Genomic DNA, 25,513 nt, shown 5'->3' on the forward strand with positions numbered 1-25,513 from the left:
TCAGACGTCCGCGAGCAACGCGTTCACCGCCTCGTCGGGCGTGACGCCCTCGCGTTCGGCGCGGAAATCGACGACGATACGGTGTCTGATGACGGGCGGGGCCATCTCCCGGACGTCCTCCCAACTCACGTGCGACCGCCCGGCGAGGAACGCCCGCGCCTTCGCCGCGAGGATCAACGACATGCTCGCGCGGGGACTCGCGCCGTACTCGATGTCGTCCGCGGTTCTGGTCGCGCGGACGAGTTCGACGGCCCTGTCGCGGATATCGTCGGCGACGGGAACCTGCCGGGCGAGCGTCTGCGCCCGGAGGAGTTCGTCTCGGCTCAGGACGCGTTCGACGTTCGGACTCGCCGCGCCCGTCGCGTAGCGGTTCACTATCTCGCTCTCCTCGTCGAACGAGGGGTAATCGACGAGTATCTTCATCAGGAAGCGGTCGGTCTGGGCCTCCGGAAGCGGGTACGTCCCGCCCTGGTCGATGGGGTTCTGCGTCGCGAGGATGAAAAACGGGCTCGGGAGCTCGTAGGTGTCCCCCGCCGCGGTCACCTGTCTCTCCTGCATCGCTTCCAGCAGGGCGGCCTGCGTCTTCGGTGTCGCGCGGTTTATCTCGTCGGCGAGGACGAGGTTCGCGAACACCGGCCCCTTCTCGAAGACGAACTCCCGGCCCCGCTCGGACTCGCGGATTATCTCGGTGCCCGTGATGTCGGAGGGCATCAGGTCGGGCGTGTTCTGTACGCGCGAGAAGGAGAGGTCCGTCACCTCCGCGACGGTGCGAACGAGCGTCGTCTTCCCGAGGCCGGGGTTCGATTCGAGGAGGGCGTTCCCGTCCGCGAGGACGCAGACGAGGAGTCGTTCGACCACGTCCGACTGGCCGACGATGCGCTTGCCGATTTCGCTGCGGACGCGGGAGAGTTTCGCCTGTAGTCTGTCGATGTCGTCGTCAGGATTCATTGTCTTCGTCGTCTCTGTCGTCTCGTATCTGGAGGTTGTACTCGCGGATGAGCTCCGCATCTTCGAGCTGTTCGTCGGGCGCGAACCCGGCCCGTTGGCTCTCCACCGCGTCGCCGGAGAACCCGCCGCTATCGTAGGAGGCGGGCGACCCCGCGCCGCCGCCGGAACCGCTTCCGCCGCCGGTGCCTTCGAGCGTCGCGGTCACCGCCTCGTCCCCCGCCGACACGTCCTCCGCGTCGCCGAGTATCCGGTCGCCGTCCCGCAGGTCCGTCGGGTCGTCGGCGCTGGCGTCGTCCGGCCGTTGTTCGCCGTCCGTGGAGTCGTCGCCGCCGACGCCGACGACCGAATCCGTCAGGTCGAGGTCTACGACGGCGACGTGGACGCTCGCGACGCTGAGAAGAACGACGAGGAGCGTCGTCGTCACGACGCGCCGGGTGCCGACGAGTTCGACGCTCGACGCGTCGCGGAGGCGGTCCAACACGTCCTCGTAGAGGCGGCGGGCCATCTCCGTGTTCGCGCCGTCGTCCAACGCGTCTCTCGCGGTCCGAAGCGCCTCGTTCACCGCGGGGTTCGCCGCCTCGAACTGTTCGACCAGCGGTCTCCGGGCGCGGAGGGCGTACTCGCCGCCGAAGGCGACGACGCCGATTGCGACGCCCAGCACCGACGGGAACGGGAGCGACGCGGGGACGCCGCCGGCGAGGGCCGCGGGGAGAGACACCGCCTCGGGGAGGGCTGCAGGGCGGAAGACGCGGAAGAGGAGGTTCGTCAGGAGGGCGAGGAACGCCGCGTCGACGGCGGCGTACACGACGGCCACCTTCCGCGCCTCGCCGCGGACCTCCGCGAGTGCGGCGGCCATTCGGGCGGCGGACGACTCCGAACCGCCTGCGGGTTCGTCGTCCGTCACCGTCGGCCCGAACCCGGAGTCACCCTCGAACTCGGGGTCCGCGTCGGACTCGCCCGACATCAGGGGCACTCCTCGGGTTTCGGCCCCTGCTCGGACTCGTTCCACTGCCGGCAGACGGTGTCGAGGTCCGACGCCAACCGCTCGTTCTCGGCTTCGAGCGTCGTCACCTCCGTCTCCAACCGGGTCACCGTCTCGTTCAGCCGGCGGTTGTCGCGTTCGAGGTCGGTCACCTCGTCTTCGAGTTCCGCGTTCTCCGCCCGCAGCGTCTCGGCCTCCGTTTCGAGCTCGGAGATGCGCTCGCGGGCGTCTTCGAGGTTCGACCGCGCCTCGTTCAGCTGCTCTCTCTTCCGTTGGAGCTCCGACTCGGTGTTCGCCAGTTCCTCCTCCGTCGCGTTGAGCATCTCCTCGGTCCGTTCGAGTTTCTTCGCCACCTGTCCCACGTCGCCGCGCGTCTGCGAGAGGCTCCGGTTCAACTCGTTGACTCGCTGTCTGAGGGCGCTGACGTTCTCCCTGGCCGCCGACAGCTCGCTCCGTAACTCCGCGTTGCGTTCGCGTAACTGCTCGTTCTCCCGTTCGAGACCGCCCGCCGACGACTGGTAGAACATCGTCGCGCCGACCGTTCCGGTCAACAGCAGACAGACGACGGCGACCAACGCGACGTTCAGCGGGCGACCGATGAAGCTCATGTCAATCCTCCTTCAGCCGTCGTTCCGCTGCGGCGGACTTTAACCCGCCGGTAAACGACCTCTGCGGCGAACAGGAGGGCGGCGAGGAGGAGCGCAACCCACGTCCAGTCCTGTCGAACCGGGCGGACGCGGGTGGACTGCTCGCGGGCGAACTCGGCTATCCGCGCGCCCTCCGAGGGTCGGAACACCTTCCCGCCGGTCCCCGTCGCGAGGCTCTCTAACGCCGGGTCGGGGCCGAATCCGGCGTACTCGGCGCGGTAGTTGGCGGCGTACGTCGCCGACAGCACGTCGTGGTAGCCTGCCTCGTCCGGCGTGACGCTCGCCTCGTAGCGCCCCTCGCTGACCTGTCTGAACTGCGCGCCCTCGGCGGTCGGTCGCTCCTCGCCGCGGACCGTCACCGTCGTCGGCGACCCGACGCGCGTGTCGGAGATGGCCGCGACGCCCGTCGCCTTTCGCTCCGGGTCGCCGACGACGTAGTTCGTCGATTTCGTCAACAGAAGCGAGTCCGGCCGGCTCAGCAGGCCGTCGAGCGTTCCGTCCGGCCCGTAGGCGGTGATCGTTCCGACCCGCCCGAGGCCGTACCGCCACGTCGCGACGGCGGGGGTCCCGTCGTCGGCGGCGACGAGGAAGTCCGCGCCGCGGCGCACCGACACGTCGTTGACCTCGCCCGGGTTCGCCGTGAGTTCGACGCCGGACGTGACGAACGAGTCGGGGTCCACGACGGTGAGGCCGGACCCCTCGTACTGCTTGCTCCCGCCGAACAGGATGCGGAGACGGTTCGTCTCCGTCGCGCGGAAGTAGTTGCCGCCGCCGGACTGCGCGATGGTCCGGAGCTTCTCCTCGTCGGGGTTCTTCCCCGCGCCGACGGCGATGACGCGGACGCCGCGGGCGCGGAGTCGTTGGGCGACGGCCGACGGCGGGCCGACCTTGTCGTGGCCGTCGCTGACGAGAATCACCGTCCCGGGATCCTCGCCGAGCATCTCGCCCGCGCCGCGCAGACCGGCCGCGATGTCCGTCGCGCCGCCGCTTTGCAGTCGCCGCACCCTGTCTTCCAGCGACGCCCGGTTGCTCCCCAGCGACTGGATCGGAGCCACCGCGTACGCGTTGTGGTTGAAGCCGACGATGCCGACGCGGTTCTCGTCGCCGAGTTGGTCGAGGACCGAGAGGGTGACCGCCTTCTGGACGCGCATCCCGCTCTCCGCGCTTCCGGAGACGTCGATGGCGAAGACGAGGTTCGTGCTCCGACTCGCCCCCTCGCCCGTCGAGACGGGGAGCATCGACGCCAGCGACGACCCCTCGTAGCCGCCGTTCTCGAAGGAGTTGCGCCCGCCGACGACGAGGAGGCCGTTCCCGTCGATGACGAACTCCTGTAGGGCGTCCACGTTGCCGGGCGAAGCTCGGCCGCCCGCCGAGGTTCCCTCGGCGACGTTGCCGACGCCCTCGGCCGGAACGTCCTGCAGGACGACGGCGTGGTACGGCGAGAGGTCCTCGGGCACCGACGACGCCGTCTCCACGTCGTACACCTCACTCAGGTACTGCCGGAACGGGTAGTCGCCGGGCGAGACGTACAGAATCGTCGGCTTCTCCACGACGCGAACGGTCTTTCGGAACACGTCGTTCTGCGGGTACACGTCGTCCGCGCCCTCGATTCGCGCGGTGACGCGGTGCGTGCCGGTGCTGTCGAACGTGTGGTCGAACTCGAACGCGCCGGTGCCGTTCTGCACCGTCCGCTCGGCCACCCGTTCGCCGTCCACGGAGACGGTGACCGTCGTCGGGGCGTCCGCGCGGACGCCGTCGACGCTCGCGAGAAACTCGTTCTCGACGCCGACGCTCGTCTTCGAGGGGCCGTTGAGCGCGACGTACCGCTCTCGGTCCGTCGGTTGCGGCGAGACGACGGAGACGGTTGCGTTCAGCGAACGCGCGAGTTCCGCCACCTCGGCGAGACTGCGGCCCTCGGTCACGCGGCCGTCGCTGACGAGGACGACGCTGCCGTTCTCCCGGAGGTTGGCCGCGACGGCGTCGCCGACGGGCGAGGCGTCGCCGCTCCCGATGGTCGTCGCCGTCACGGGCACGCCCGCGCCCTTGATGTCGTTCGTCAGTCGGTCCGTCACCCGCGGCGAGACGGCCGTGCTGTCGGATCGGTCCGCGAGCACAGTCACCCGCGGGTCGCCGGACGTCTCCCGCGAGGCGACGGTGTACGGTCCGGCGGCGGCGAGGACGACGAGGGCGACGACGAGGAGGCGCGTCGCGAAGAACCACCGCCTGCTTCGCTCGGAGGCGGTTCCCGTCGCGCCGCGCCAGACGAGCGCCCAAAGCAGCAGGGCGCAGACGGGGAGTGCGAGGAGGAGAAGCGGCCGCTCCGCGCCCGCCGAGAGGCCCGTCGGGAGCTCGAAGGACGCCTGCGGGGCCGTCGAAACGGGGAGTCCGGGCGACATCAGAGGTCACCCCGGCGGCGGAGGTAGGCGACTTCTCCGAGCACCCCGACGAGGGCGGCCAACGCCGCCCAGTGGTCGAGCGGGTTCGGGACGGTTCTGGACTCCTCGCGCGCGACGACGCCCGTCTCGGACGACTCCACGTCGTCGGCGACGACGTTCGACTCCGATTCGCTGAGGAGCGACGCGCTGTACCGCGCGCCGTCCGCCTCGTAGAACCCCGCGTCGTCCAACCGAACCGACGACGCCGTCACGGCGCCGTCGGGCGTCTTCACCCGTGTGCCGTTGCCGAACTGGAGCCTGTCGCCCGTCTCCGCGTTCAGTTGGCTCAGGGGGGGTCGCCCGGCGAGGTGGTATATCGCGCGCTTCCAGAATACCGGGTACTGGTAGTCGTACTTGAACGCAGAGCGCTTCTCGATGTAGCCGTAGTAGAGGAGTCGCCCCTCGCCGCGCCGCGCCGTGGCGACGATCGGCGTCCCCTCGGTGGTGGAGACGAGTGCCCGCCCGTCGCGGAGCGTTCCGTTCACGTACGACTCCGGCGGCGGGAACGAGATGCCGCGCGTCAGGGCGTCGTCGTCGGGTTGCCCGAGCGTCGGGTTCGAGCGCACCCCGTCGGGGTTCACCAACGACAGGTCGCCGTACTTGCCGGGCATTGACTCTTGGGCCTGAACCGCCACGCCGCCGCCGTCGGCGAGGAGTTCGCGCCCCGCCTCGACGTTTCCGGCCAGTAGCCTGTCGCTCTCGACGTTGCTGTAGACGATGACGTCGTAGTTCCCCTCGACGGTCGTCGGCGGGTTATCCACCGTGAGTTCGACGGCGTCTACGACCGAAAGCGCCGTCGTCAGGTACGTGTTCTCGTCGTTCGTCAGCACCAACACCTCTATCGTGGCGTCGTCCGGCGCGGCGACGTACGAGGCGTCGTCCGCGGCGAAGGAGTCGCCCGGCGAGAGTCGGAGTTCGCCGCCGCCGGCGGGGACGGGGAGGGTGACCGAGCGAACGTCGCCGCCGGAGAGCGTCACGGACCGCCGTTCGCCGCCGAGGGCGACGGTTCTCGTCGCCTCCCCGTCGCCGTAGTTCTTCACCGAGACGGTCACCTGCCCGCCGGAGAACGACCGGTCCACGATGCCGACGTTGTCGCTGCCGCCCGCGGCGAACTGGCGGAGGTCCACGGTGAGTCCGCGACTGCGGGCGACGCGGACGGCGTCGCGCCACGGGCCGTCGTCGGCGAAGTCGCTCGCGACGACGATTCGGGCGTCCGACCCGGCGACGGCAGTCGCCGTCGAGATAGCCGACCGGAGGTCGCCCGGCGACTCAGTGACCGACAGGTCGTCGAGGACGGTCCGCGCCTCGCCGGGATCGCCCCGCCGGAGGGCGACGGTGCTCTGCCCGTCGCTGACGACGACGGAGGTGGTTCCGGTCACCTCCCGTCGGGCGGCGGAGACGGCGCGGGCGAACCGGGTGGTGCCGTCGGACTGGACGCCCATGCTGGCGCTCGCGTCCACGACGAGCACCGTCTCCTCGACGGTCGAACGCTCCGAGACGGGGACGTACGGCGTCGCAAGCGCCGTCGCGACGAGGAGGACGACGAGCAGTTGGAGGAGCAACAGCACGCTCCGTTGGAGTCGCTCGAACAGGGGGTTCGACGCGTCTTCGCGCCGGTCCTCCGCGAGAAAGCGGAACGTCGGGAGTTCCACCCTGCGGGGGTCCGGGCGGACGAGGTACAGGACGACGATGGGGACCGCCAGGAGGAGGGCGGCGAGTCCCGCGGGGGTGAGAAAAACGTCGGAGAGGGCCATCGACCGTGTACGCGTCGTCCCCCCTAATGGATCTTTTCCACAGTCGCTCTCGGAGAACCGTCACGCCGGTACGACGTTCGGCCGAACGTATACCAGTTGGTGACCGCCGAGCGGAGCGGAGCGCGAACCGGCGGTCGCTGCCGATCGGTTATTCGGCACGTAAACGAAGGTATCGGGCCGGAGGGCGGTTCTCGGCGGAGAGAGACGGTCCCCGTCGCTCCGACCGTTTCACCGCGCGGAGGTCTGATACCTATCCGTTAACAAGACGTTACGGCCATCATTTCTTTATCTTCATATATGGTAATAAAAAGAGAATGAGATATCGGAGTGTCTCGGAACTCAACGACGACGCACGACAGTTAGCGCAGGATCTGCCGTCGGATATCGACCTCGTTGCCGGGATTCCGAGAAGCGGGATGTTGGCGGCCGAACTCCTCTGTCTCCACCTCGACGTGCCGATGACGGACGTCGCGGGCCTCTGCGAGGGAACGGTGTTCGAGACGGGGAACCGACACGACGACTCGCCGTCGCTCGACGGCGTCGATACCGTTCTGGTCATGGACGACTCGGTCAACTCGGGGGCGCAGATGCGGGAGACGCGGCGACGCCTCGACGGGGCCGACCTGCCGTTCGACGTCCGGTACGGCGCGGTGTACATCTCCACCAGCGGACACGAGTACGTCGATTACTGGAGTGAGGTGGTCCCGATGCCGCGGGTGTTCGAGTGGAACCTGATGCACCACCCGACGCTGAAGAACGCCTGCGTCGACATCGACGGCGTGCTCTGTCGGGACCCGACGACCGAGGAGAACGACGACGGCGAGCGATACCGGGAGTTCCTCTCGACCGTCGAATCGAAGACGATTCCGAACCAGCGAATCGGGTGGCTCGTCACCTGCCGGTTGGAGAAGTACCGCGAGGAGACGGAGGCGTGGTTGGACGAACACGGCGTCGAGTACGACGAACTCGTGATGATGGACCTGCCGGACAAAGAGACGCGGCAGGAGCGAGGGAACCACGCAGAGTACAAAGCCGAGGTGTACGAATCGACCGGCGCGACCCTGTTCATCGAGAGCTCCGAACGACAGGCGGCGAAGATATGCGACTGGACGAAGAAGCCGGTGTTCTGCTACGGGAGCAACGAGATGATGCAACCGGGCCGGATCCAACGGACCTACCGGAAGGGGAACGACTACCTCTCGCGCCTGGTGGAGAACCCCGTCGGCTTCATCGCGACGGCGAGCAAGTACCTCCTCTCTCGGGGATACCACGGTCTCAAGCGGTGATTCTCGGTCGTCACCGCACTCGGAGGGGGTCCGACTGCATCGGACGACGGAACGCGAGCGGAGACGGACGCGGTTCGGCGTAGGCGGATCGACCCCCTACCGCCCGCCGGCCGCGCGACGAGGCTACTATCCTCGCGGACGACGTACGGTACTCGCGACAGAGACGCCGGAGTAAGGCGGAGACGCGTCGGATGGGTAGAGATATCCCGACGGGCGTCCACCGGATAGACACCGTGCAGGTTTCGATATTCGGATTTCCGGTGGAACTCGACGAATCGCACGTGGATGCGTCGCCCGCCGCCGTCGAGGCGCAGGTGACGGAGTACGAACGCGGCGACCGGACGGTGTTCGACCTGCGCGTCGCCTACCCCGACTCCTTCGACGGGCGGGTGATGCGCGCGATGGCGGCCGTCCCCTACGGCGAGACGCGAACGTACGGCGATATCGCGGCGGAACTCGACACGAGTCCCGTCGCCGTCGGGCAGGCGTGTGGTCGCAACCCGATACCTCTCGTCGTCCCCTGTCACCGCGTCGTCGGAGCCGACTCCCTCGGCGGGTTCTCCGCCGACGGCGGCCCGGACCTGAAGCGACGACTGTTGGTCGCCGAAGGCGCGGCCGAGGGCGCGGATGCGGGCACGGCCGCGGGCGGGCGACAGACGAATCTCGGGGCGTTCGACTGATGGGTGCGCGGCGGCGCGTCGCCGCCGAGAAGCCGTTTATCGGAGGTGTTGGACGCCGCGGCGGACGCCGACGACAACGCGCCGACGCTGATAGAGGAGTTCGGCGACGGCCCAGAGGAGGCCGACGACGAGGGCGACGGAGAGCGACACCAGCGTCCACGGGGCCATCCACACCGGCTTTATCCACTGGGAGACGCCCTCCCACGTGTGTGCGAGGTCGGTCGCGGGGCCCTCCACCGGCGTCCCGCCGAACGTCGCCGTCAACCGGTCGGGGAACGTCGACGCGCCGTCGCCCGTGCCGGGCGTCTCGCCCGCGCTTCCGGAGAGGTTGTACGATCCCGAGACGTTCTGGTCGAGCATCGTCGGCCCGCCGGCCTCGTTCCCGTGGGCGGGGCGTTCGACGTCGAACGGCGCCCACGGCGTGTACGCCTCCCAGACGATTTCGCCCTGCGGCGTCACCTCGATGACGCGGTGCCCCAGCGAATCGACGATGAGGGTGTTGCCGTTCGGCAGGCGGTCGGCGTCCCGCGGCCAGTTGAGTTGTCCCTTCCCGACGGACCAGACGCGTTCCCAGTTACACTCTCCGTCGGTTCGCTCCGTGCAACTGTACTCGACGACCCGGTCGTTCTCGCTGTCGGCGACGAGTATCGTCGGCGTCCCGTTCTCGGTCTCCAGATACTGCGGGTCGTGCTGTTCGTAGATGACGCTGTGGTTGTCGTCCGAACCGAGTCGCGTCGTGATGTTCTTCGTCGACCGGTTGACGACGATGACCTGGTCGAAGTTCCGCGGGGAGGCGAGGTACTCGCCCTCGCCTATCTTGTCCACGTCGTTGACGTGCGACCAGTCCTCGCTCATCCCGCCGTCCGTGTTCTTCGGGTAGTGGTTCTTGAAGTACCACTCCCAGACGATCTCGTCCTCCGAGAGGTCGTAGATGAACAGGCGGTCGTTACTCGTCCCGTTCTCGGCGGTGTTGCGCATGTTCGCGACCAGCAGTTGGTCGCCGTTTATCATGTCCACGTCGTGGGTGTCCTCGATGCTGAAGTTCTGTTGCCAGACCCGTTCCTTCGTCTTCGGATTCAGTTCGTACACCATCGTCTCCCCGGGGGCGGTGTTGACGACGAGGAGGTTCCCGTTCGGGAGGGGGTCCACGTTGTAGAACCAACTCGCGCCGCGTTTCGTCCCGTTGTATATCCACTTGGGCTGGGCGTTCGGGTCCAACGCGATGAGGCGCGCCGGCTTCTTCTCTCCTCCCTGTCCTTGGAAGTGGAAGCCTTGGACGGCGACGTACGTCGTCCCGTTCGCGGCGCTTTCGACCGTTCCGGTCTGTACCTCCGGCGGTTCGTACGCGGCCGTGAGTGCGGCACCGGCCACCAGCGAACCGACGACGACGAGCGCGAGAATCGCCCGCAGAACCCAACGCGGAGCGAAAGACAGCCGAGGCATGTGAGAGAGAAGTTGACCGCCCGCGCAAAGTGTATTCCGTTCGCCGCCGCCGGCTGTCCGGGCTCGGTAGGTGTGGCGCAGGAGAACGAACGTCACCCGTCCATCGCCGAGATGCCGTTCGGCGATGAACCCGTCCGTCGGGTTCGAGGAACGACGCCCCGTATTCCCGGTATCGAACGGTCTACTCGCTCTGAGGAGTCGTTCGACGAGCCGGAATATGCGTCGAGGTGGCCTCCCATTGGCGGTCCTAGCGGACAGCGTCGGCGAGAGAGTGGGTGATCAGCCGACTTTCCGCACGGTGTCGAGTCTACTGGCTGCGGATTTGTGGATGCCGAGCGTCTCTGCGAGTTCGGTGAGCGTACACGTTCTGGGGTCGTCGTAGAACCCCCGTTCGACGGCAGTCTCGACGAACTCCCGCTGTCGGGTCGTCAGTACCGCGGCGGTCTCGTGAGAGTTGGTGAGAGAGCGCACCCGATACGGGATTTTCGCCGCCGCCAGCTCCGCAAGGTAAGCGGACAGGCTCTCGTGACCGGCGACGACGTGTACGGAAAACCACCCGTTTCGGAGGATCGTCGGATAGATGGAGATACAACCGGACTCGTAGAGCGGATCGTACGCCTTCGAACTTCCGGTTAGAAACTGGAGCAGTACGACCTGCGGATCCGTGTGGAGGAGTTCGATCTCTGTCACCTCGGGTGTCGTTTCGAATTCGCGGACGACGTCGCCACCGTCGGATGTCCGAACTTCGAGCGTGACAAGCGCGCCTTCGTCGCGGAGTTGCGTCGCCAGGAGCCGAAACTCGTCGTCGGGAAACTCCGTCGAGAGCTCCGCGAGCCACCCTCCGACCGCCTCTCCGTTCAGTTCGAGTTTCAGGTGTGGCATCGACGGGAGGTACCCCGCCGGGGTACTTAAAAGACGCAACGTGTTTCTGGCCAAGCATACGCTGCTCGGTGGCCTCCTTCCGTCGTGGTCGAAATGAAACACCGCTCAACGATCGATTCGCCGACTCGCCGGGGGAAGGGCCGAAAATGACCGACTTGCTCACTCCTCGGGAACGGGAGAACGAGCGCACCGCCCGTCGAATCCCGGAGGAGGTCTTCGGTGACGGCGGCCTCGACTCGCTCGACGACCTGTACGCGCCGAACGCCGTCGATCACAACCCCTTCGGATCCGAGAAGGGGGTAGAGGCGATTCGTGAGTCCTACGAGTCGTTTCTCTCGGCGTTCCCCGACGTCAGCCAAACAGTCGAACGCAGCGTCGTTCGCGGGGACCTGGTCGCTCTCCACATCACGAGTCGGGGAACGCACGAGGGAGTCCTCTGGGGCATCGAACCCACGGGAAACGAGATGGAAGTCCAACAGATGGCGTTCTTCCGTATCGAAGACGGACTGATCGCCGAGCGATGGTTCCTCTCGGACAATCTGACGCTGCTCCGGCAACTGGGCGTCGTCGACTTCCCTCCCCGATGACGAACGCTGATGCGAACTCCCCCGTTCGGTGACGGGCAACCGACGGTCCGTCTGGACCGTCGAACCTGCGGTTCGCTCACGCATGCCGCATTCTGTCGGAGCCGTTTTCGGAGGAACAGGTAACGGTCAGCGCGTCCCCGACGAAGTCGAGATCGGTGTCGAAATTAACGCGTCCTCCGGGGCTACGTATAGCCGAACGGGAATTTCTGTATCGCCGCATACGATTCATGGACCCGATGCGAGTCGATCGCGCGGTTGGGTAAACCCTATCAACGGGGACTGCAACCACTGCCGTATGGACGAGAAGCGGGAACTACTCGACCTGTTGCTTCGCAACGCTCGCGAGAGCGTCGACGACCTCGCGCGACAGACCGGACTCGAAGCGGCGGAGGTCGAAGCACTCGTCGAGGAGCTAGAGGAGGAGGGCGTCATCCGCGGCTATCAGGCCATCGTCGATTGGGACCGCGTCGACGAGGAGTACGTGCAGGCCGAGGTCGAACTGAACGTCGAACTCGACCGGGAGACGGGGTACGAGGAGATTGCCCGTCGAATCGGCAAGTTCCCCGAAGTCGCGTCGCTCCGTCTGGTCTCCGGCGACTACGACTTCGCCGTGGACGTGGTCGGCGACTCGATGCAGGACGTCTCGAACTTCGTCTCCGAGCAGATAGCCCCCGTTCCGGAGGTCACCCAGACGGTGACCCACTTCGTCATGGAGACGTACAAGGAACGGGGCGTCGAACTCGGCGACGGCGACGAAGACGACCGGTTGTCGTTCTCGCCATGACCGATCGCCTCTCCGCGCGTGCCCGCGAGACGCCGCCGTCGGGCATCCGTCGGTTCTTCGAGTTGGCCGAGGAGATGGACGACGTCATCTCCCTCGGCGTCGGCGAACCCGACTTCTCCGCCCCGTGGGCGGCCCGGACCGCCGCCATCGATTCGCTGGAACGCGGTCGGACCTCCTACACCGCGAACCGGGGGATGCGCGAACTCCGCGAGGCCATCGCTGACCGCGCGACGGCGTACGGGTTAGAGTACGACCCCGACGAGGAGATACTCGTCACCGCGGGCGCGAGCGAAGCCGTCGACCTGGCGATGCGGGCGTTGGTGGACCCCGGCGACACCGTCGCCGTCCCCCAACCCTCGTACATCTCGTACGTGCCGACGGTGACGTTCGCCGGGGGGAACGCCCTCCCAGTGCCGACGTCCGTCGAGAACGACTTCGCTCTCACGTACGAGGACCTAGACCGCGCGGGCGCGGCGGACGCCGACGTACTGGTGCTCTGTTACCCGAACAACCCCACCGGCGCGGTGATGACCGAACGGCAACTCGCCGACGTGGCGGCGTTCGCCCGCGAACACGACCTGTTCGTCCTCTCGGACGAGATTTACGCCGCCCTCCGCTACGAGGACGAACACGTCTCCATCGCCACGTTACCGGAGATGCGGGACCGAACCGTGGTGTTCAACGGGTTCTCGAAGGCGTACGCCATGACCGGCCTGCGCCTCGGGTACGCACTCGGCCCCGCCGACGTCATCGACGCGATGAACCGCATCCACCAGTACACGATGCTGTCGGCGCCGACGACGGCGCAGTACGCCGCCCTCGAAGCCCTCGACTCCTGCGAGGACGAAGTCGAGGAGATGCGGCGCGCCTACGACAGGCGGCGGCGGTACGTCATCTCGCGGTTCAACGACATCGGGATGGACTGCTTCGAGGCGAAGGGCGCGTTCTACGTCTTCCCCGAGTGTCCGCCCGGATGGGAGGACGACGAAGCGTTCGCGGAGGAGCTCCTCCAGGCGCAGAACGTCGCTCTCGTCCCCGGAAGCGCCTTCGGCGAGGGCGGACGCGGACACCTCCGCGTCTCCTACGCCACCGGGATGGCCGAACTCAAGGAGGCGTTGAACCGAATCGAGGCGTTCGTCGAGGCCGAGGCGGAGCGATAAACTCTCCCCCGCGATACGGATTCGGCCGGTCGCCGCTATCTCTTCGACTCCGCGACCGCCCGCCCCACGACTCGACGGTTCGGACCCGCGGCACCCGATTTCTGGGTAGAACGTCTCTGATGCGGAGAAAACGCCTACACGAGTTTGCGAAACTCACCCGGGGGGAGTCGCCCCGCGTCGGCGGCCGACTCCCCGATGGTCCGAACCGTCTCGATGAACCGGTCGGGGTCGGCCGGTTTGACGAAGTAGCCTTCCGCCCCTAACTCGTACGTCTCGCGGATGTCGTCGGGCGACCGCGACCCCGAGAAGACGACGACGGACGTCGAGTGCAGGTCCGAATCGCTCGCTATCCTCTCGAGGATGGTTCTCCCGTCGATTTTGGGCACGTTCAGGTCCAAAATCGCGAGGTCGAGGCCCCCCGCGTCGCCCCCGAGGCGTCGAAGGAGGAAGTCCAGTGCGTCCTCTCCGTCGGTGAGGAACGTCACCGAGTTCTCGACGTCGAGTCCCTCGAACGCTTCCTCGATTAACCACACGTCCCCGGGATTGTCCTCTACGACGAGCACTCGCAGGGGTTCGTCTCCGGGATTGGGGTTTCGACTCACGGGTTCACCACTCGGTCGGGGCTGTGGGCCAGTAGCGTTCCTTACCGTATAAACTCCCCTCTAAACGTGTTAGGCTCTCTCCGTCGGAAGGGTGAAGTAGAACGTCGTCCCCTCGCCCGGTTCGGAATCGACCCAGATGTCCCCGCCGTGGTGGTTGACTATCTTCCGACAGAGAGTGAGGCCGATACCCGTTCCGCGGTACTCCTCGTTCGAGTGCAGTCGGTTGAAAATCTCGAATATCTGGTCGAGGTACTCCGAGTCGATACCAATCCCCTCGTCCGCGACGGAGAACACGCACCGGTCGCCCCGCCTCTCGGCCGTGACGTCCACGCGCGGGGGTTCGTCGCTGTACTTGATGGCGTTCGAGATGAGGTTCGAGAACACCTGTTCCAGTTGGTTGGCGTCGCCGACGACCGTCGGCAGTTCGCCCGCGGAGACGACCGCGTCGCTCTCTTCGACCCGTATCCGCAGGTCGTTCAACGCGTCCTCGAGAACGGCGTTGCAGTCGACCGGTTCGAAGGCGGGGTCGTGCATGTCGATTCGGGAGTACGAGAGCAACCCCTCGACCATCTCGCGCATCCGGTCGGCGCCGTCGACGGCGAAGTCGATGTACTCTCGCGCCTCCCTGTCGAGTTCGTCCGCGCGCCGCCTCTCCAGCAGTCGGAGGTAGCTCGAAATCATCCGCAACGGTTCCTGTAGGTCGTGGGAGGCGACGTAGGCGAACCGCTTGAGCCGTTCGTTCGACTCCTCTAACTCCTCGATAGTCTCGGCGAGGGTCACCTTCGCTTTGGTCCGGTCCACCAGCGTTCCGAGCATTCGCTCGACTTCCCGCGCCGGTTCGTCGGGTTCGAAGTACTCCTCGGGCGGCGTGTAGTAGAAGTTGTGACAGAGCGTCCCGTCGTAGATGAGGTGCGGGTGGGTCCGAACGACGTCTCTGAGAATCTCCGCGGGGATGGTTCCTAAGTCGTACTGACAGATGGCGATGCAGTCTTCGCCCTCGAACAGGCGGTTCACCCGGCTCTCGTACTCCATGAAGTCCGGAATCTCCGTCCGTTCGTCGAGTATCCAGTTCGTGTCCGCGGTCACGCGGAAACCGGAGTAGTCCGCCTTCGCCTTCTCCAGGGCGTCGCGGTAGACGGAGAGCATGTCGTCGGGGTCGAACGTGCCGGTGCGGAGGTACGTCTCCTCTAGGGTGTGGAAACTCAGCGCACCGGAGGAGAGGGCGGCGTCCACGTCGATGCCGCCGTCGCGCATCGCTTCGAGGACGTCGGCCTCGGTCGGTTCGTAGATGACGTACATGACTCGCTCACCCCGCGATAACCCCTGTCGGACGAACGGGACCATGGCCGCGAACTGCTCCTCCCGGGACTCGTAGAACAGCGCGATGTGTTGGTTCGCGTCTAAGTCTTCGAGCGGTTCGACGGGTCCTCGAAACTCCGGGCTCGACCGAAGCGCCTCCAGTCCGCTCTCCATTCGGACGGGTTCGGCGTCCTCGACGCCTCCGTCGCGGCCCCCTCGGTGTGAGTGACTCGCCGCCTGTTTATCCATCGCAGTCTCTCAGACGCCACGAGATTAAGTATTCGTCGCAGTCAATACCGGTTCGATACCGCTCTCCCGTCGTTAACTGCTCGAACACGCAAAGTATTATTTAACGCGGTGTCGTGTCTCAATCTGAATGGTTCAGGGAGGCGGAACCGACGCCGAGTCCTCCGACGGCGTGACGAGTTTCGCGTGTGCGCTCGACGAACTCAAGACGCGCGGGAGCACGTTGCTCGTCGTCGGTTCGGTTCCCGAGGAAGTGTACGCGACGATGTCCGCCAAGATGCTCGGCGACGGCGACGCCTCTCCCCGTCGCCGTCTCCTCGTGGCGCCGATGGCGGGCGTCTCGCACAGGGACCGGCGGCTCGAAGGCGTCTCCCGGCGGACGCCCGAGTGGACGCGCATCGTCCGGTACGAGTCGCACGCGCGGCACGCGGCGGTCGCGGAAGGCGACGCCGCCGTCTCCGCCCCCGACGGTCCGGTCGGACTCGACGCGGCGAACGTCCACGGCGACGGTCGGGCGACCGCCGACGGTCGAGACCCCCTCGCGGAAGTCGTCGACGGAGAGATAATCGACCTCGGACTGCAGATAGCGAGGACGATAGACCAGTTCGACGGCATCGCGTCCGGACTCGCCCCGGCGGAGCTTCGCGTGGCGTTCGACTGCCTCCCGACGCTTCTCTCCGAGTACGACCGCGAGACGGTGTTCCGGTTCGTCCACGTCCTCGGGAACAACGTCCGGTCGGTCGGCGGGATGGCCCACTTTCGGCTCCCGCAGGACCGACGCGCCGAGACGGTTCGCCTCTTCGAACCGCTGTTCGACGCCACGGTCGAACTCCGCCTCGACGGCCACGAACTCGCCCAACGGTGGCACTTCCGCGACGCGGACATCTCCTCGGAGTGGCTATCGATCGACTGAGTGCCACTTCGCGGTACTGTCACCCATACGCTTTTAGTCGAGAACGAAGACAGCGTAGACAATGGACCAGTTCGGCGGTCGAGCCGGATCGGGGACGACGCCCAAGCGTCCGAACGGTCACCTCCAGCTCTCGTTCCGAACGACCGAGGAGCGATGAGGGAGACGCGCGGAGGCGGGCCTCGGCTGTCGGTGGTCGGCGGTCTGCGGTCGGCGAATGCACGAGACGCGCAGAAGTTACTCGTCGGGGTCTTCGAACTTGACGTCGGAGCCGAGGTCGCGGTAGACGGCAGCGATGTCGCGTTCGTCGTCGAGATTCTGAAGCGCCTCGTCGAGTTCGGACCTGAGTTCCCGGAGGCGGCCGTCGAGTTCGTTGTACTCGTCGCTGCTCTCCAGGGAGGTGGCGTCCTTCTCGGATTCGAGGAGCGCCTTCTTCGAGGCGAGCGAGAACAGTTCCTTCACGCCGTCGTCGTAGGCGTTGCGCAAGAGGAGGTTCGAGACGGTCCCTTCGAGCGCTTCCTTCGAGACGGGCTTTACGAGGTAGTCGTCGAATCCCATGGCGACGATGTCGAAGTCGGGTTCGACGGCGGTCACCATGGCGACGCGGCATTCGAAACCGCGGTTCCGTATCTCCGCCAGCGCTTCGTCGCCCGAGAGGTCCGGCATTCGGCGGTCTAAGAGCACCACGTCTACGGCTTCGTCGAGTGCTTCGAGCGCTTCGCGGCCACCGTAGGCGACGCGGACTCGATACTCGTCTTTGAGCCATGTTGCGTACAGATCGGCAAGGTCCGGCTCATCTTCGACGATGAGCACGAGTGGCTGGTCAGCACTCATGTGTATCTTCGTGGTGTTCCGAGAACACTCACGTCACCGAATGTTTCGCGGGGGCATATCAATATACCCCTTATTCCGGGCCGGGTGAGCGGGTTGGAGGACAATCGATTTCTCACCAATACCACTCAAAGGAGTCTACCTGTTGGTATAGGTTCCGGCATGGAACGAACGGCGGGCGACGACTCTCGGGGGACGAACCGTCACGCGGAGCGTTCGAGGACGGTGATCCGCGTCGCCTCCACGTCTTCGAGGACGGCACCCCACCCGCCGACGGTGTACCGTTCGCCGCCGTCGCTCGTCTCGACGGTGAAACACACCCGACCGGCGAGTTGCGAGAGAGGCGGCGACCCCTCCGTCTCGCCCGCGCCGGCGTAGTTCACGCCGACGATTCGGCCCTCGACTTCGACGGCGTCGCCGGTCTCCGTCTCGAACCCGCTCACGCGGGCAGTGATCTCGGCCCCGTCGGCCAGAAACGGCTCGATCTCGCGGATGCACCGCCGGAGGTCCGAGTAGACCAAGGGCGGGTCCGCCGGGCGGACGCTGTACACCTCCTCCCACACCTCCCAGAGGCACGTCTGGAAGTACCAGTGGAAGACGTACGTGAGCGTGTAGTCGTCCACGAGGACGCCGTACTCGTTGAGCGAGTGCGAGTGCGGAGCGAAGCACGTCCCGGTGCGGTCGATGAGGACGACGAACGGCGTCGGGAGGGTTCGGTGCCGCACCTCGGTGGCGGTACCGTCGAACTCCGCGCCGTCGAGCGTCTCGGCCGAGTCGGCGTAGAGCGTCGCCTTCACGATGACGCCGTTCGAGAGCGCTTCCCGCAGCGCCGGTTTCAACGTCTCGTACTGCTCCGGCGTCGCGGCGAACTGCACCTCGTTCTCGGCGTCCCGGATGAGCGACGCCGCGCGCTGTATCACCGTCTCGAAGCGCTTGACGATGCTCAGTTTGTGCTGGTCCACCTCCGGTTCGTCCCACCGCTCCTCTATCTCGTCGGCCGCCTCCTCGAGCATCGACGCCCGGCCCCTGAGGTCGTCGAGGACGACGGAGGGGTCGCACGCCCGCGCTTGCAGGCTCTCCTGTTCGTACGTCTCTATGTACCCTTTCGTCTCTAAATCGCGGAGTACGTCGTAGATACGCGCGGTCGGAACCGCACACGAGTCCGCCACCTCGGTCGCGCTCGCGGTGCCGAGTTGGAGGAGCGTCGTGTACGCCTCCGCCTGATACTGCGAGAGCCCAGCGTCTTCGAGCGCGTCCCGCAACTCCGTTGAGTCCATCGTACTGGCGTGTATCCAGACTGATTAATCAATAACCTTTGGGAACGAACCACATCCGGGGTAGTACCTCGACGGTTCGGGCGAAAGAGCGGAGAACGGATCGCGGCCGGTTCGCGGCGCGGGCGTCGGACCGGTCGGACGAGTCGGCGGGTCCGACCGAACGCGGACGAGGCCGAGAGCGAGTCGGTTACTCGCCCTGCGGGCTGTAGTTCGGCGCTTCGTCGGTTATCATCACGTCGTGGGGGTGACCCTCGGTCTGGCCCGCACTGGAGACGCGGACGAACCGGGATTCGCGCTTGAACTCCGGGATCGTCTCCGAACCGACGTAGCCCATCCCGGAGCGCATCCCGCCGACGAGTTGGTGAAGCTCCGACGCGAGCGTCCCCTTGTACGGCGTCGCCGCCTCAACGCCCTCGGGGACGAACTCCTCTTCTTTGTCCTCGTCGACGTCCTTGAGGTACCGGTCGCCGCCGCCGGACTTCATCGCGCCGACCGAGCCCATGCCGCGGTACTGCTTGTACTTCTTCCCGTTCATCGTGATGACGCGGCCGGGCGCCTCGTGGGTGCCCGCGAAGTAGGACCCGAGCATCACCGCGTCCGCGCCCGCGGCGATGGCCTTGATGGCGTCGCCGGAGTAGCGGATGCCGCCGTCCGCGATGACGGGGACGTCCCGCTCGGCGGCGACGTCCGCCACCTGCGCCACCGCCGTAATCTGGGGCATGCCCGCGCCGGTGACGACGCGCGTGGTGCAGATGGACCCGGGGCCGATGCCGACCTTCAGGCCGTCCGCGAAGTCCACGCAGGCCTCCGCCGCCTCGCGCGTGCCGATGTTGCCGACGACGACGTCGGCCTCGACGGACTCCTTGATGTCGCGGGCGCTGTCGAGGACGTTGAGGTTGTGCGCGTGCGCGCAGTCGATGAAGAGGACGTCCGCGCCGGCCTCGTCCGCGGCGGTGGCGCGGTCCATCTCGAACGGACCGACCGCGACGCCGACGCGGAGGCGGCCGCCCTCGTCGCGCGCGGCGTTCTCGTGCTCGCGGCGCTGGAGGATGCTCTGCATCGTCACGAGTCCGACGAGGCGCTTGTCGTCGTCGACGATGGGGACGCGCTCTATCTTGTGGTCGTACATGAGTTCGAGCGCTTCGCGGGCGGTGACGTCGCGCGGCGCGGTGATGACCTCGTCGGTCATCGCCTCGCGCACCTCGTCGGACTCGCCGACTTCGAGGTACGGACGGATGTCCGTCCCGGAGATGATGCCGAGGACGGTGTCCTCGTCGTCGACGACGGGCGCGCCCGAGACGCCGCGGTGTTCCATCATCTCGTCTACCTCGCTTATGGTCTGGTCGGGGTTGGCGGTGACGACGTTGTCCCGCCGGATGACGAGTTCGTCCGCGCGCTTGACTCGCTCTATCTCCGCGACCATGCGCTCTACGTCCATGTTCCGGTGGAGGACGCCGAGACCGCCCTCGCGGGCCATCCCGATGGCCATCCCGCTCTCCGTGACGGTGTCCATCGCCGCCGAGAGGACGGGGACGTTGAGTTCGACGTTTTTCGAGACGCGCGTGGACACGTCCGCGTCGTCGGGTTCGACGCGGCTCTCGGCGGGTCTGAGTAGCACGTCGTCGAACGTCAGCGCCTCCGGCACCTGCAGTTTCTCTGAGAAAGACTCTCGCTCGGGAACGTCGTTCGCCATGTAAATCGTCCATAGTCCTGCGACAAAAGAGTTCCGAGATGGCACGCCTGTGCAGAACGTTGGCAAGTAAACCCGACGCCCTATACACGATAGTGCTATTCGACCTCTTCGAAGGGACGGGACTCCGCGCGAGCGATCCGACGCTCGGTACCGGGTGAACGTTCGTGCAAAATTCGCCCGATGCGGCACTCGATTCTGACGATTCGTCAACTTCGCTCTGAATCGCCGAAAGAACGTAGCCGTCGTTTAAGTACTGACGGTGAAGGTATACTGTACCGTGTTGCCCTTTCCCACACAACGTTTAATACTTTCGTGCGATTGATTTCAGGTATGGACTCCGAGTGTCCCGCCGCATCGCGCATCGCCGGTCAGGAAATCGTCGACTCCGGCAGCCTCTTTATTACAGCGATGTGGCGAACATTTAAATTCGGGAATAAACTCCTCCCGAATCTCGACCACCTCGGAGTGCGCGGACTCGCCGGACGCGACGACGTCTCGTCCGGTTTGCGTTCGTATCGCCATTTGGCCGATGGTGACGGCCGCTAGATTGGCATGAGCGTCTCACGACATCCGGTCGCCCTCCGCTTAGAACAGCATGTGGGCGGAGCCACGCGTCTGCTGGCGACGGTCATGGCTCTGCCCCTCGTAGACGGTATCTTCCCCGCGCTCATCATCGCGGGTGCGCTGAGTAGTCCGGCGAGCATCCTGGAGACGGGACTGCTCATCTTCGGGGGGTCCGCCACGGTGGCGGTCATCCTCGCCGAGATGGAAGGCACCCGCCGCGAACAGATCACCTCCGTGCTCCTCATCGGGGCGTTCATCATCCCCATCGCGGGCGTGGAGGCGGTGTTCGCGGAGACGTTGCGGACGCTGTTGGCGTTCGAGGTGTTCCACCGCTTCGCGGGACTGGTCATCCTCGCCGTCGCCGCGAAGACGGCGTCCTCGAAGGTGGGCGAGTACCTGCCCTCGCCGAGCATCATCATCGGACTCGGCCTCGTGGCGAGTTTCGAGCCCTCGGGCGCGCGCCTCATCGTCGACCCGAACGTGACGACGGTACTGCACGCCGCCGCGGCGGCCGGGACGGGCGTCGGCTTCGCCCTCCTCGTCGCCCTGTTCGCGCCGCGCCTCCGCGGGGCCGTGGACATCGACCGCTTCCGCTTCGGCAGTTCGGTCGCACTCGGCATGCTCGCCATCGACGTGTTGGGTCTCCTCCCGACGGACCGACCCATCGCGCTGGGCGTGTTGGCCGTCACGGCCCTGTTTGCCTTCGACCCGAACGCCGAGTCCGACGCCGCCGAACCGAGCGCATCCAGCGCCGCATTCGCGGACGGCGGCGACTCTAGCCCCTCGCCCGCCTCCGCCGAGTCCGACGACGTCGCCGAGGTTCCCTCGGCGGCCAGTCAGATGGAATCTGACGACGACGCCGACCCGGACTCCGACGCCGGGTACGGCTACCCCGGCGAGGACGAGTCGCGCGCGCCGTGGCTCTGAGGCGGGGCGACTCGTCCTCCCCGGCCGACGCCGCTTCGACCGACCGCCGCCGACGCACTCTTTTGGATCCTCCCGCCGTTCGTCTCGACATGGGTACGGCCCGATTCGACGTCGAGACGGACGCCCGCCTCGCCGTCGCGGACGTGACGGACCGAGTCGAACAGACACTAGCCGACGCCGCCGACGCGGACGCGTGCACGGTGTTCGTCCGACACACTACGGCGGGAATCGTCTGCAACGAGAACGAGCGTCGACTGCTGTCCGACGTCGAGGAGTTGCTCTCTTCGGCCGTCCCGGACGAGGGGTGGGCCCACGACGAACTCGACGGAAACGCCGACTCGCACCTCCGAGCCCTCCTTCTCGGGAACAGCGTGACCGTCCCCCTCGCGGACGGCGAGTTGGACCTCGGGACGTGGCAGTCGCTCCTCTTGGTCGAGTGCGACGGTCCGCGGACGCGAACCGTCTCGGTGGTGACCCACTAACCTCCGACTCGGACGCGGAGGACTTACCCCACTCCGAATCCACGAATCTGACATGAGCAATCGCGTCGTGCAAGGTCGGATGGTGACGCCCAAGCGACTCGCGGAACTCGTCGAAGGAGAGCGTCCGATGGAGGCCGAGGACATCGAGGACGCCGACAGGGACTGCCCCGAGTGCGGCGGCAACGTCCTCTCGGTCGGCTACATGCCGAGCGTCACCGAGTTCGTGACCGCCTACAAGTGCCAAGACTGCGATTGGTCGGAGACGGACCGCTGACGGACCGCCGTCAATCGAAATTCCTTTAAGTCGTATCGTCCAACCCACGAGTGCACACACAGGGGCCGTGGCCAAGCCCGGCATGGCGACTGACTCCAGAGGCTTGGCGCCCGGTGACGACACTCCAGACTGATATACCGAGCGACCGACTGATCATCGGTCGTGTTGACGACCCTCTGGAGTACCGAGGCGCGTACCGGAGATATCAGTCGATCGGGGGTTCAAATCCCTCCGGCCCCACTTCTACTCTGAGACTACGCCCGACGAGCACCGCGTAGCGTGTGCTCGTCTATCCGTATCGAAGTGTCGAATGCACGTCGGAGGATTTGAACCGGGGAGCGAACGGAGTGAGCGACCGTCGTTCAAATCCCTCCGGCCCCACGCGCTCTCAGAACACCTCAATACATCCACATCCAGGTCGAAATCAACAGAACTAGGCCCCACGTTTTTGCGCTCGACGGGCGATTTTCGAACATGACGTTCGATTCTGTGTGGACCGACCTTCGCCACCGTTGCGCGGAGATCGGGTCCGACTCTGTCCTCGTCACCCCGTCGTCGGAGCGTGCGTTCGCGATCGAGTCGTCACGCGACGATCGGATCATCGTCACGTACGTCGGAGACGATCGAGAGCGCCCGCTCTGGCGAAACCAGTTCGAAGTCCTGTACGACTGGCTCGAATCGGACCCGAGTGAGTTGTCGATTACTGAACTTCCAACGGGGGTCGAACCGTACGTGTCGGTACTGACTCTCTCGGAGCAGTATACCGTTGACGAATCCGATGATACGCTCCACCGAAGCGAGTCTACCGATCAAACGGAAAGCCCCTTCCTCCGTCCGGAGTGGACCGTCCGGACGCCCCCTCAGCGCATCTACGACAACGTGGTGCTCCTCGCCGATACGCTCCGACGGCACGACCTCGACGACCCCGACTCGCTGTCGTCCGAGGAACTCGTCGACCTGTACGTGCTCCTCTCTGACGTCCAACGCGGGGCGGATCGGCTCAGAAAGACGGTCGGGGACACACTACTAGAGTACATCGGGCCCGATGCGGACCTCCACGGACGATTCGGAACCGTCCACCGGACGTCCCGCAAACGTCGCCACCTCAAAGACGAGGGGGCCGTTTTGGACGTTCTCGACGAAGAGGGCGTTCCCCGCGAGTGGGTGTGGGGAATCGACCCCGAGAAGCTCGACGTGGTGCTCGCAGTCACGGATATCGACGAACGGGACGTCTACAACGTCGAAGAGCAGGTGTACGTCCAGAAAACGTCGGTGGAAGAAGCGGAAAAGCAATCGCAGTTACAGGGTCTCAAAGACCGGCTCGCCGGTCTCGAAACGGAGGAGGCCGAGGATCTACGAGACGACATCGAAGAACTCGAAGAGCGCCTCGACACCGTCCTCGCAGCCGGATAGCGGTGACGGGCTCGCGGAGAATCGACGCCGGCTACCTCTACGAGTCTCGTCCAGAGACCGCTGTGACGTAGACGCCGGCCATGTCCGTCTTCTCGACAGTCAGCGTGACTTCGTCGTCCTCCTCGAAACGCCGGTCGGTAACGACAGTTACTGCCTTGATCGGGCTGCGACGGATAAACGCCCAGACGAGAGCCAGTATCGAAGGGTGGCCTCCTTTCCGGAGTACGATCACGTAGTGCGACTCGGCTAACTCTCGGAGACCGGGCGCCAAGTCGTGGTCGTCCAGTTCATCCGGAGGGATGACGTGCAGGACGTCGCCCTGGATTGTCTCGGTCACAGTGTCCAGATGAGCGCTAAAAGAAGGAAAGGCGTGCTATCGAACGAAGCGGAGTCCCTCCAGAACGGGGTGTCGGATGAACCCTGTATTCGGTCATCGGAGGGGCGTCGAGCGACGACCGCGATAGATGATGGATCGAGAAACAGTTTAGTGAGATCACAGTTCACGCCTTACTCCATGCAAACGGTCACCTCGGCGGACGGAACGACGATCGCCTACGAACGGGAGGGGTCGGGTCCACCGCTGATCCTCCTCCACGGAGGCTCAGGAACCCGTCAGACGTGGGACGCTCTCCGACCGCACCTCGCCGACGACTTCACGCTCGTCGTTCCCGACCGGCGGGGGCGGGGCGACAGCGGCGACGCCGACGAGTACCACCTCGACCGCGAGGCTGCCGACGCGCGTGCGCTCGTTGACGCCGTCGACGGCGACCCGACGGTGTTCGGACATTCCTTCGGCGGTCTCGTCGCGCTTGCGGCTGCGAGCGAGGCGGATATCGACCGACTCGTCCTCTACGAACCGGCGATCCTCGTCGGTGAGCACCGCGACGACGACCTAGCCGACCGGATGCGAGAGAGGCTCGACGCCGGCGACCCGGAGAACGCGATGAAGCTGTTCTACCGGAACGGCGCCGGTATCCCGGACCCTGAGCGGTTGCCGTTCTGGCCCGACGGGGTGAACTTCGACCTCGTCGATACCGTAATTCGGGAGAACTACGCCGTAGAGGGGTACGACCTCTCCGAGGACGTGGACGTCGACGTTCCAACGCTTCTGCTGACGGGCGAACACGGTCCTGATCACCTGCGAGACGCCGTGTTCGAACTGGACGAACGCCTTCCGGAGAGTCGTATCGCAGCACTCGACGGCGTTGGACACGCCGCCACCGACTCGGCCCCCGACCGCGTCGCTGCGGAGATTCGAGCCTTCGTCCGAGCGACGGAGTCCCGGGGATAGACGGTGCGAGAATCACCATCTCCCCGATATCGTGGCGGGGTGGTGAAATCTGACGGGGCCGGAGAACCGCACGGCACCCCCTACGCGACCCGGTGTAGCCGATTGGCGACGGACAG

General features: G+C 66.1%; 25 protein-coding genes and 1 tRNA gene. 13 read left to right on the plus strand and 13 right to left on the minus strand.

Annotation, left to right across the window (positions count from 1 at the left end):
- The 5 genes from ACZ522_RS17645 to ACZ522_RS17665 are packed head-to-tail and all read right to left on the minus strand — an operon-like array spanning nucleotide 1 to nucleotide 6,766.
- Complete coding sequence (locus tag ACZ522_RS17645; RefSeq protein WP_379696619.1) at nucleotides 1-948, minus strand: AAA family ATPase; 948 nt, start codon at nucleotides 946-948, stop codon at nucleotides 1-3.
- Nucleotides 938-1,912: a DUF7502 family protein gene (locus ACZ522_RS17650; RefSeq protein WP_379696616.1), complete on the minus strand. Its 975-nt coding sequence runs from the start codon at nucleotides 1,910-1,912 to the stop codon at nucleotides 938-940. The genes ACZ522_RS17645 and ACZ522_RS17650 overlap by 11 nt, the downstream gene beginning before the upstream one ends.
- Nucleotides 1,912-2,538 (minus strand): hypothetical protein, encoded by a 627-nt coding sequence (locus ACZ522_RS17655; protein WP_379696613.1) that lies wholly within the window; start codon nucleotides 2,536-2,538, stop codon nucleotides 1,912-1,914. The genes ACZ522_RS17650 and ACZ522_RS17655 overlap by 1 nt, the downstream gene beginning before the upstream one ends.
- Entirely contained in the window at nucleotides 2,535-4,973 is a 2,439-nt protein-coding gene (locus ACZ522_RS17660; protein WP_464391787.1) for a VWA domain-containing protein, read from the minus strand. The genes ACZ522_RS17655 and ACZ522_RS17660 overlap by 4 nt, the downstream gene beginning before the upstream one ends.
- Nucleotides 4,973-6,766 (minus strand): DUF7408 domain-containing protein, encoded by a 1,794-nt coding sequence (locus ACZ522_RS17665; RefSeq protein ID WP_379696608.1) that lies wholly within the window; start codon nucleotides 6,764-6,766, stop codon nucleotides 4,973-4,975. Before ACZ522_RS17665 ends, ACZ522_RS17660 begins: the two co-directional genes overlap by 1 nt.
- Nucleotides 6,767-7,080: 314 nt before the next feature.
- Here ACZ522_RS17665 and ACZ522_RS17670 point away from each other — a divergent pair, with 314 nt between their 5' ends.
- Nucleotides 7,081-8,052, plus strand: coding sequence for an orotate phosphoribosyltransferase (locus ACZ522_RS17670; RefSeq protein ID WP_379696605.1), 972 nt, complete (start codon nucleotides 7,081-7,083; stop codon nucleotides 8,050-8,052).
- A gap of 233 nt (nucleotides 8,053-8,285) precedes the next feature.
- A complete protein-coding gene (locus ACZ522_RS17675; protein WP_379699857.1) occupies nucleotides 8,286-8,732 on the plus strand; it encodes a methylated-DNA--[protein]-cysteine S-methyltransferase in 447 nt (148 codons plus the stop codon).
- 36 nt (nucleotides 8,733-8,768) lie between these two features.
- Here the strand turns inward: ACZ522_RS17675 and ACZ522_RS17680 are convergent, their stop codons facing one another.
- Both ACZ522_RS17680 and ACZ522_RS17685 read right to left on the minus strand, forming a co-directional pair.
- Nucleotides 8,769-10,175: an arylsulfotransferase family protein gene (locus tag ACZ522_RS17680; RefSeq protein WP_379696602.1), complete on the minus strand. Its 1,407-nt coding sequence runs from the start codon at nucleotides 10,173-10,175 to the stop codon at nucleotides 8,769-8,771.
- Nucleotides 10,176-10,454: 279 nt separating this feature from the next.
- Nucleotides 10,455-11,057: a helix-turn-helix domain-containing protein gene (locus tag ACZ522_RS17685; protein WP_464391788.1), complete on the minus strand. Its 603-nt coding sequence runs from the start codon at nucleotides 11,055-11,057 to the stop codon at nucleotides 10,455-10,457.
- Between the two features lie 146 nt (nucleotides 11,058-11,203).
- Between ACZ522_RS17685 and ACZ522_RS17690 the strand changes: the two genes are divergently transcribed.
- From ACZ522_RS17690 to ACZ522_RS17700, 3 genes are all read left to right on the plus strand, one after another.
- A complete protein-coding gene (locus ACZ522_RS17690) occupies nucleotides 11,204-11,644 on the plus strand; it encodes an ester cyclase (RefSeq protein WP_379696596.1) in 441 nt (146 codons plus the stop codon).
- 295 nt (nucleotides 11,645-11,939) lie between these two features.
- Nucleotides 11,940-12,428, plus strand: coding sequence for an Lrp/AsnC family transcriptional regulator (locus ACZ522_RS17695; protein WP_379696593.1), 489 nt, complete (start codon nucleotides 11,940-11,942; stop codon nucleotides 12,426-12,428).
- A complete protein-coding gene (locus tag ACZ522_RS17700; RefSeq protein WP_379696591.1) occupies nucleotides 12,425-13,588 on the plus strand; it encodes a pyridoxal phosphate-dependent aminotransferase in 1,164 nt (387 codons plus the stop codon). Before ACZ522_RS17695 ends, ACZ522_RS17700 begins: the two co-directional genes overlap by 4 nt.
- A 134-nt stretch (nucleotides 13,589-13,722) precedes the next feature.
- Here ACZ522_RS17700 and ACZ522_RS17705 read toward each other — a convergent pair whose 3' ends face one another.
- Nucleotides 13,723-14,190: a response regulator gene (locus tag ACZ522_RS17705; protein ID WP_379696588.1), complete on the minus strand. Its 468-nt coding sequence runs from the start codon at nucleotides 14,188-14,190 to the stop codon at nucleotides 13,723-13,725.
- A gap of 69 nt (nucleotides 14,191-14,259) precedes the next feature.
- A complete protein-coding gene (locus tag ACZ522_RS17710) occupies nucleotides 14,260-15,738 on the minus strand; it encodes a sensor histidine kinase (RefSeq protein ID WP_379696586.1) in 1,479 nt (492 codons plus the stop codon).
- Between the two features lie 127 nt (nucleotides 15,739-15,865).
- Here ACZ522_RS17710 and ACZ522_RS17715 point away from each other — a divergent pair, with 127 nt between their 5' ends.
- Nucleotides 15,866-16,648 (plus strand): DUF7504 family protein, encoded by a 783-nt coding sequence (locus ACZ522_RS17715; protein ID WP_379696583.1) that lies wholly within the window; start codon nucleotides 15,866-15,868, stop codon nucleotides 16,646-16,648.
- 234 nt (nucleotides 16,649-16,882) lie between these two features.
- On the opposite strand, the gene ACZ522_RS17720 is transcribed toward ACZ522_RS17715, so the two are convergent.
- The 3 genes from ACZ522_RS17720 to guaB all read right to left on the minus strand — a co-directional run bounded on the left by ACZ522_RS17720 (nucleotide 16,883) and on the right by guaB (nucleotide 20,446).
- Nucleotides 16,883-17,479 (minus strand): HalX domain-containing protein, encoded by a 597-nt coding sequence (locus tag ACZ522_RS17720; RefSeq protein ID WP_379696580.1) that lies wholly within the window; start codon nucleotides 17,477-17,479, stop codon nucleotides 16,883-16,885.
- A gap of 200 nt (nucleotides 17,480-17,679) precedes the next feature.
- Nucleotides 17,680-18,753, minus strand: coding sequence for a TrmB family transcriptional regulator (locus ACZ522_RS17725; RefSeq protein WP_379696577.1), 1,074 nt, complete (start codon nucleotides 18,751-18,753; stop codon nucleotides 17,680-17,682).
- A gap of 187 nt (nucleotides 18,754-18,940) precedes the next feature.
- On the minus strand, nucleotides 18,941-20,446 hold the full coding sequence (guaB, locus tag ACZ522_RS17730; protein WP_379696575.1) for an IMP dehydrogenase: 1,506 nt from the start codon (nucleotides 20,444-20,446) through the stop codon (nucleotides 18,941-18,943).
- A gap of 330 nt (nucleotides 20,447-20,776) precedes the next feature.
- Here guaB and ACZ522_RS17735 point away from each other — a divergent pair, with 330 nt between their 5' ends.
- The 6 genes from ACZ522_RS17735 to ACZ522_RS17760 all read left to right on the plus strand — a co-directional run bounded on the left by ACZ522_RS17735 (nucleotide 20,777) and on the right by ACZ522_RS17760 (nucleotide 24,106).
- Nucleotides 20,777-20,992, plus strand: a complete 216-nt coding sequence (locus ACZ522_RS17735) for a DUF8099 family protein (RefSeq protein WP_379696572.1) — start codon at nucleotides 20,777-20,779, stop codon at nucleotides 20,990-20,992.
- 6 nt (nucleotides 20,993-20,998) lie between these two features.
- On the plus strand, nucleotides 20,999-21,937 hold the full coding sequence (locus ACZ522_RS17740; RefSeq protein ID WP_379696569.1) for a DUF5794 domain-containing protein: 939 nt from the start codon (nucleotides 20,999-21,001) through the stop codon (nucleotides 21,935-21,937).
- A gap of 89 nt (nucleotides 21,938-22,026) precedes the next feature.
- Nucleotides 22,027-22,419: a secondary thiamine-phosphate synthase enzyme YjbQ gene (locus ACZ522_RS17745; RefSeq protein WP_379696567.1), complete on the plus strand. Its 393-nt coding sequence runs from the start codon at nucleotides 22,027-22,029 to the stop codon at nucleotides 22,417-22,419.
- A gap of 52 nt (nucleotides 22,420-22,471) precedes the next feature.
- Nucleotides 22,472-22,693 carry a DUF5795 family protein gene (locus tag ACZ522_RS17750; protein ID WP_092535793.1) on the plus strand — a complete coding sequence of 74 codons (222 nt, stop codon included), beginning with the start codon at nucleotides 22,472-22,474 and terminating at the stop codon, nucleotides 22,691-22,693.
- Nucleotides 22,694-22,754: 61 nt separating this feature from the next.
- A tRNA-Trp gene (locus tag ACZ522_RS17755) sits at nucleotides 22,755-22,933 on the plus strand.
- 234 nt (nucleotides 22,934-23,167) lie between these two features.
- A complete protein-coding gene (locus ACZ522_RS17760) occupies nucleotides 23,168-24,106 on the plus strand; it encodes a DUF7983 family protein (protein WP_379696564.1) in 939 nt (312 codons plus the stop codon).
- Nucleotides 24,107-24,143: 37 nt separating this feature from the next.
- On the opposite strand, the gene ACZ522_RS17765 is transcribed toward ACZ522_RS17760, so the two are convergent.
- Nucleotides 24,144-24,443 carry a DUF7526 family protein gene (locus ACZ522_RS17765; RefSeq protein WP_379696561.1) on the minus strand — a complete coding sequence of 100 codons (300 nt, stop codon included), beginning with the start codon at nucleotides 24,441-24,443 and terminating at the stop codon, nucleotides 24,144-24,146.
- A gap of 9 nt (nucleotides 24,444-24,452) precedes the next feature.
- Between ACZ522_RS17765 and ACZ522_RS17770 the strand changes: the two genes are divergently transcribed.
- Nucleotides 24,453-25,397, plus strand: coding sequence for an alpha/beta fold hydrolase (locus tag ACZ522_RS17770; RefSeq protein WP_464391789.1), 945 nt, complete (start codon nucleotides 24,453-24,455; stop codon nucleotides 25,395-25,397).
- The last annotated feature ends 116 nt before the right edge of the window (nucleotides 25,398-25,513 follow it).

The sequence above is a fragment of the Halopelagius fulvigenes genome (genome assembly GCF_055398025.1).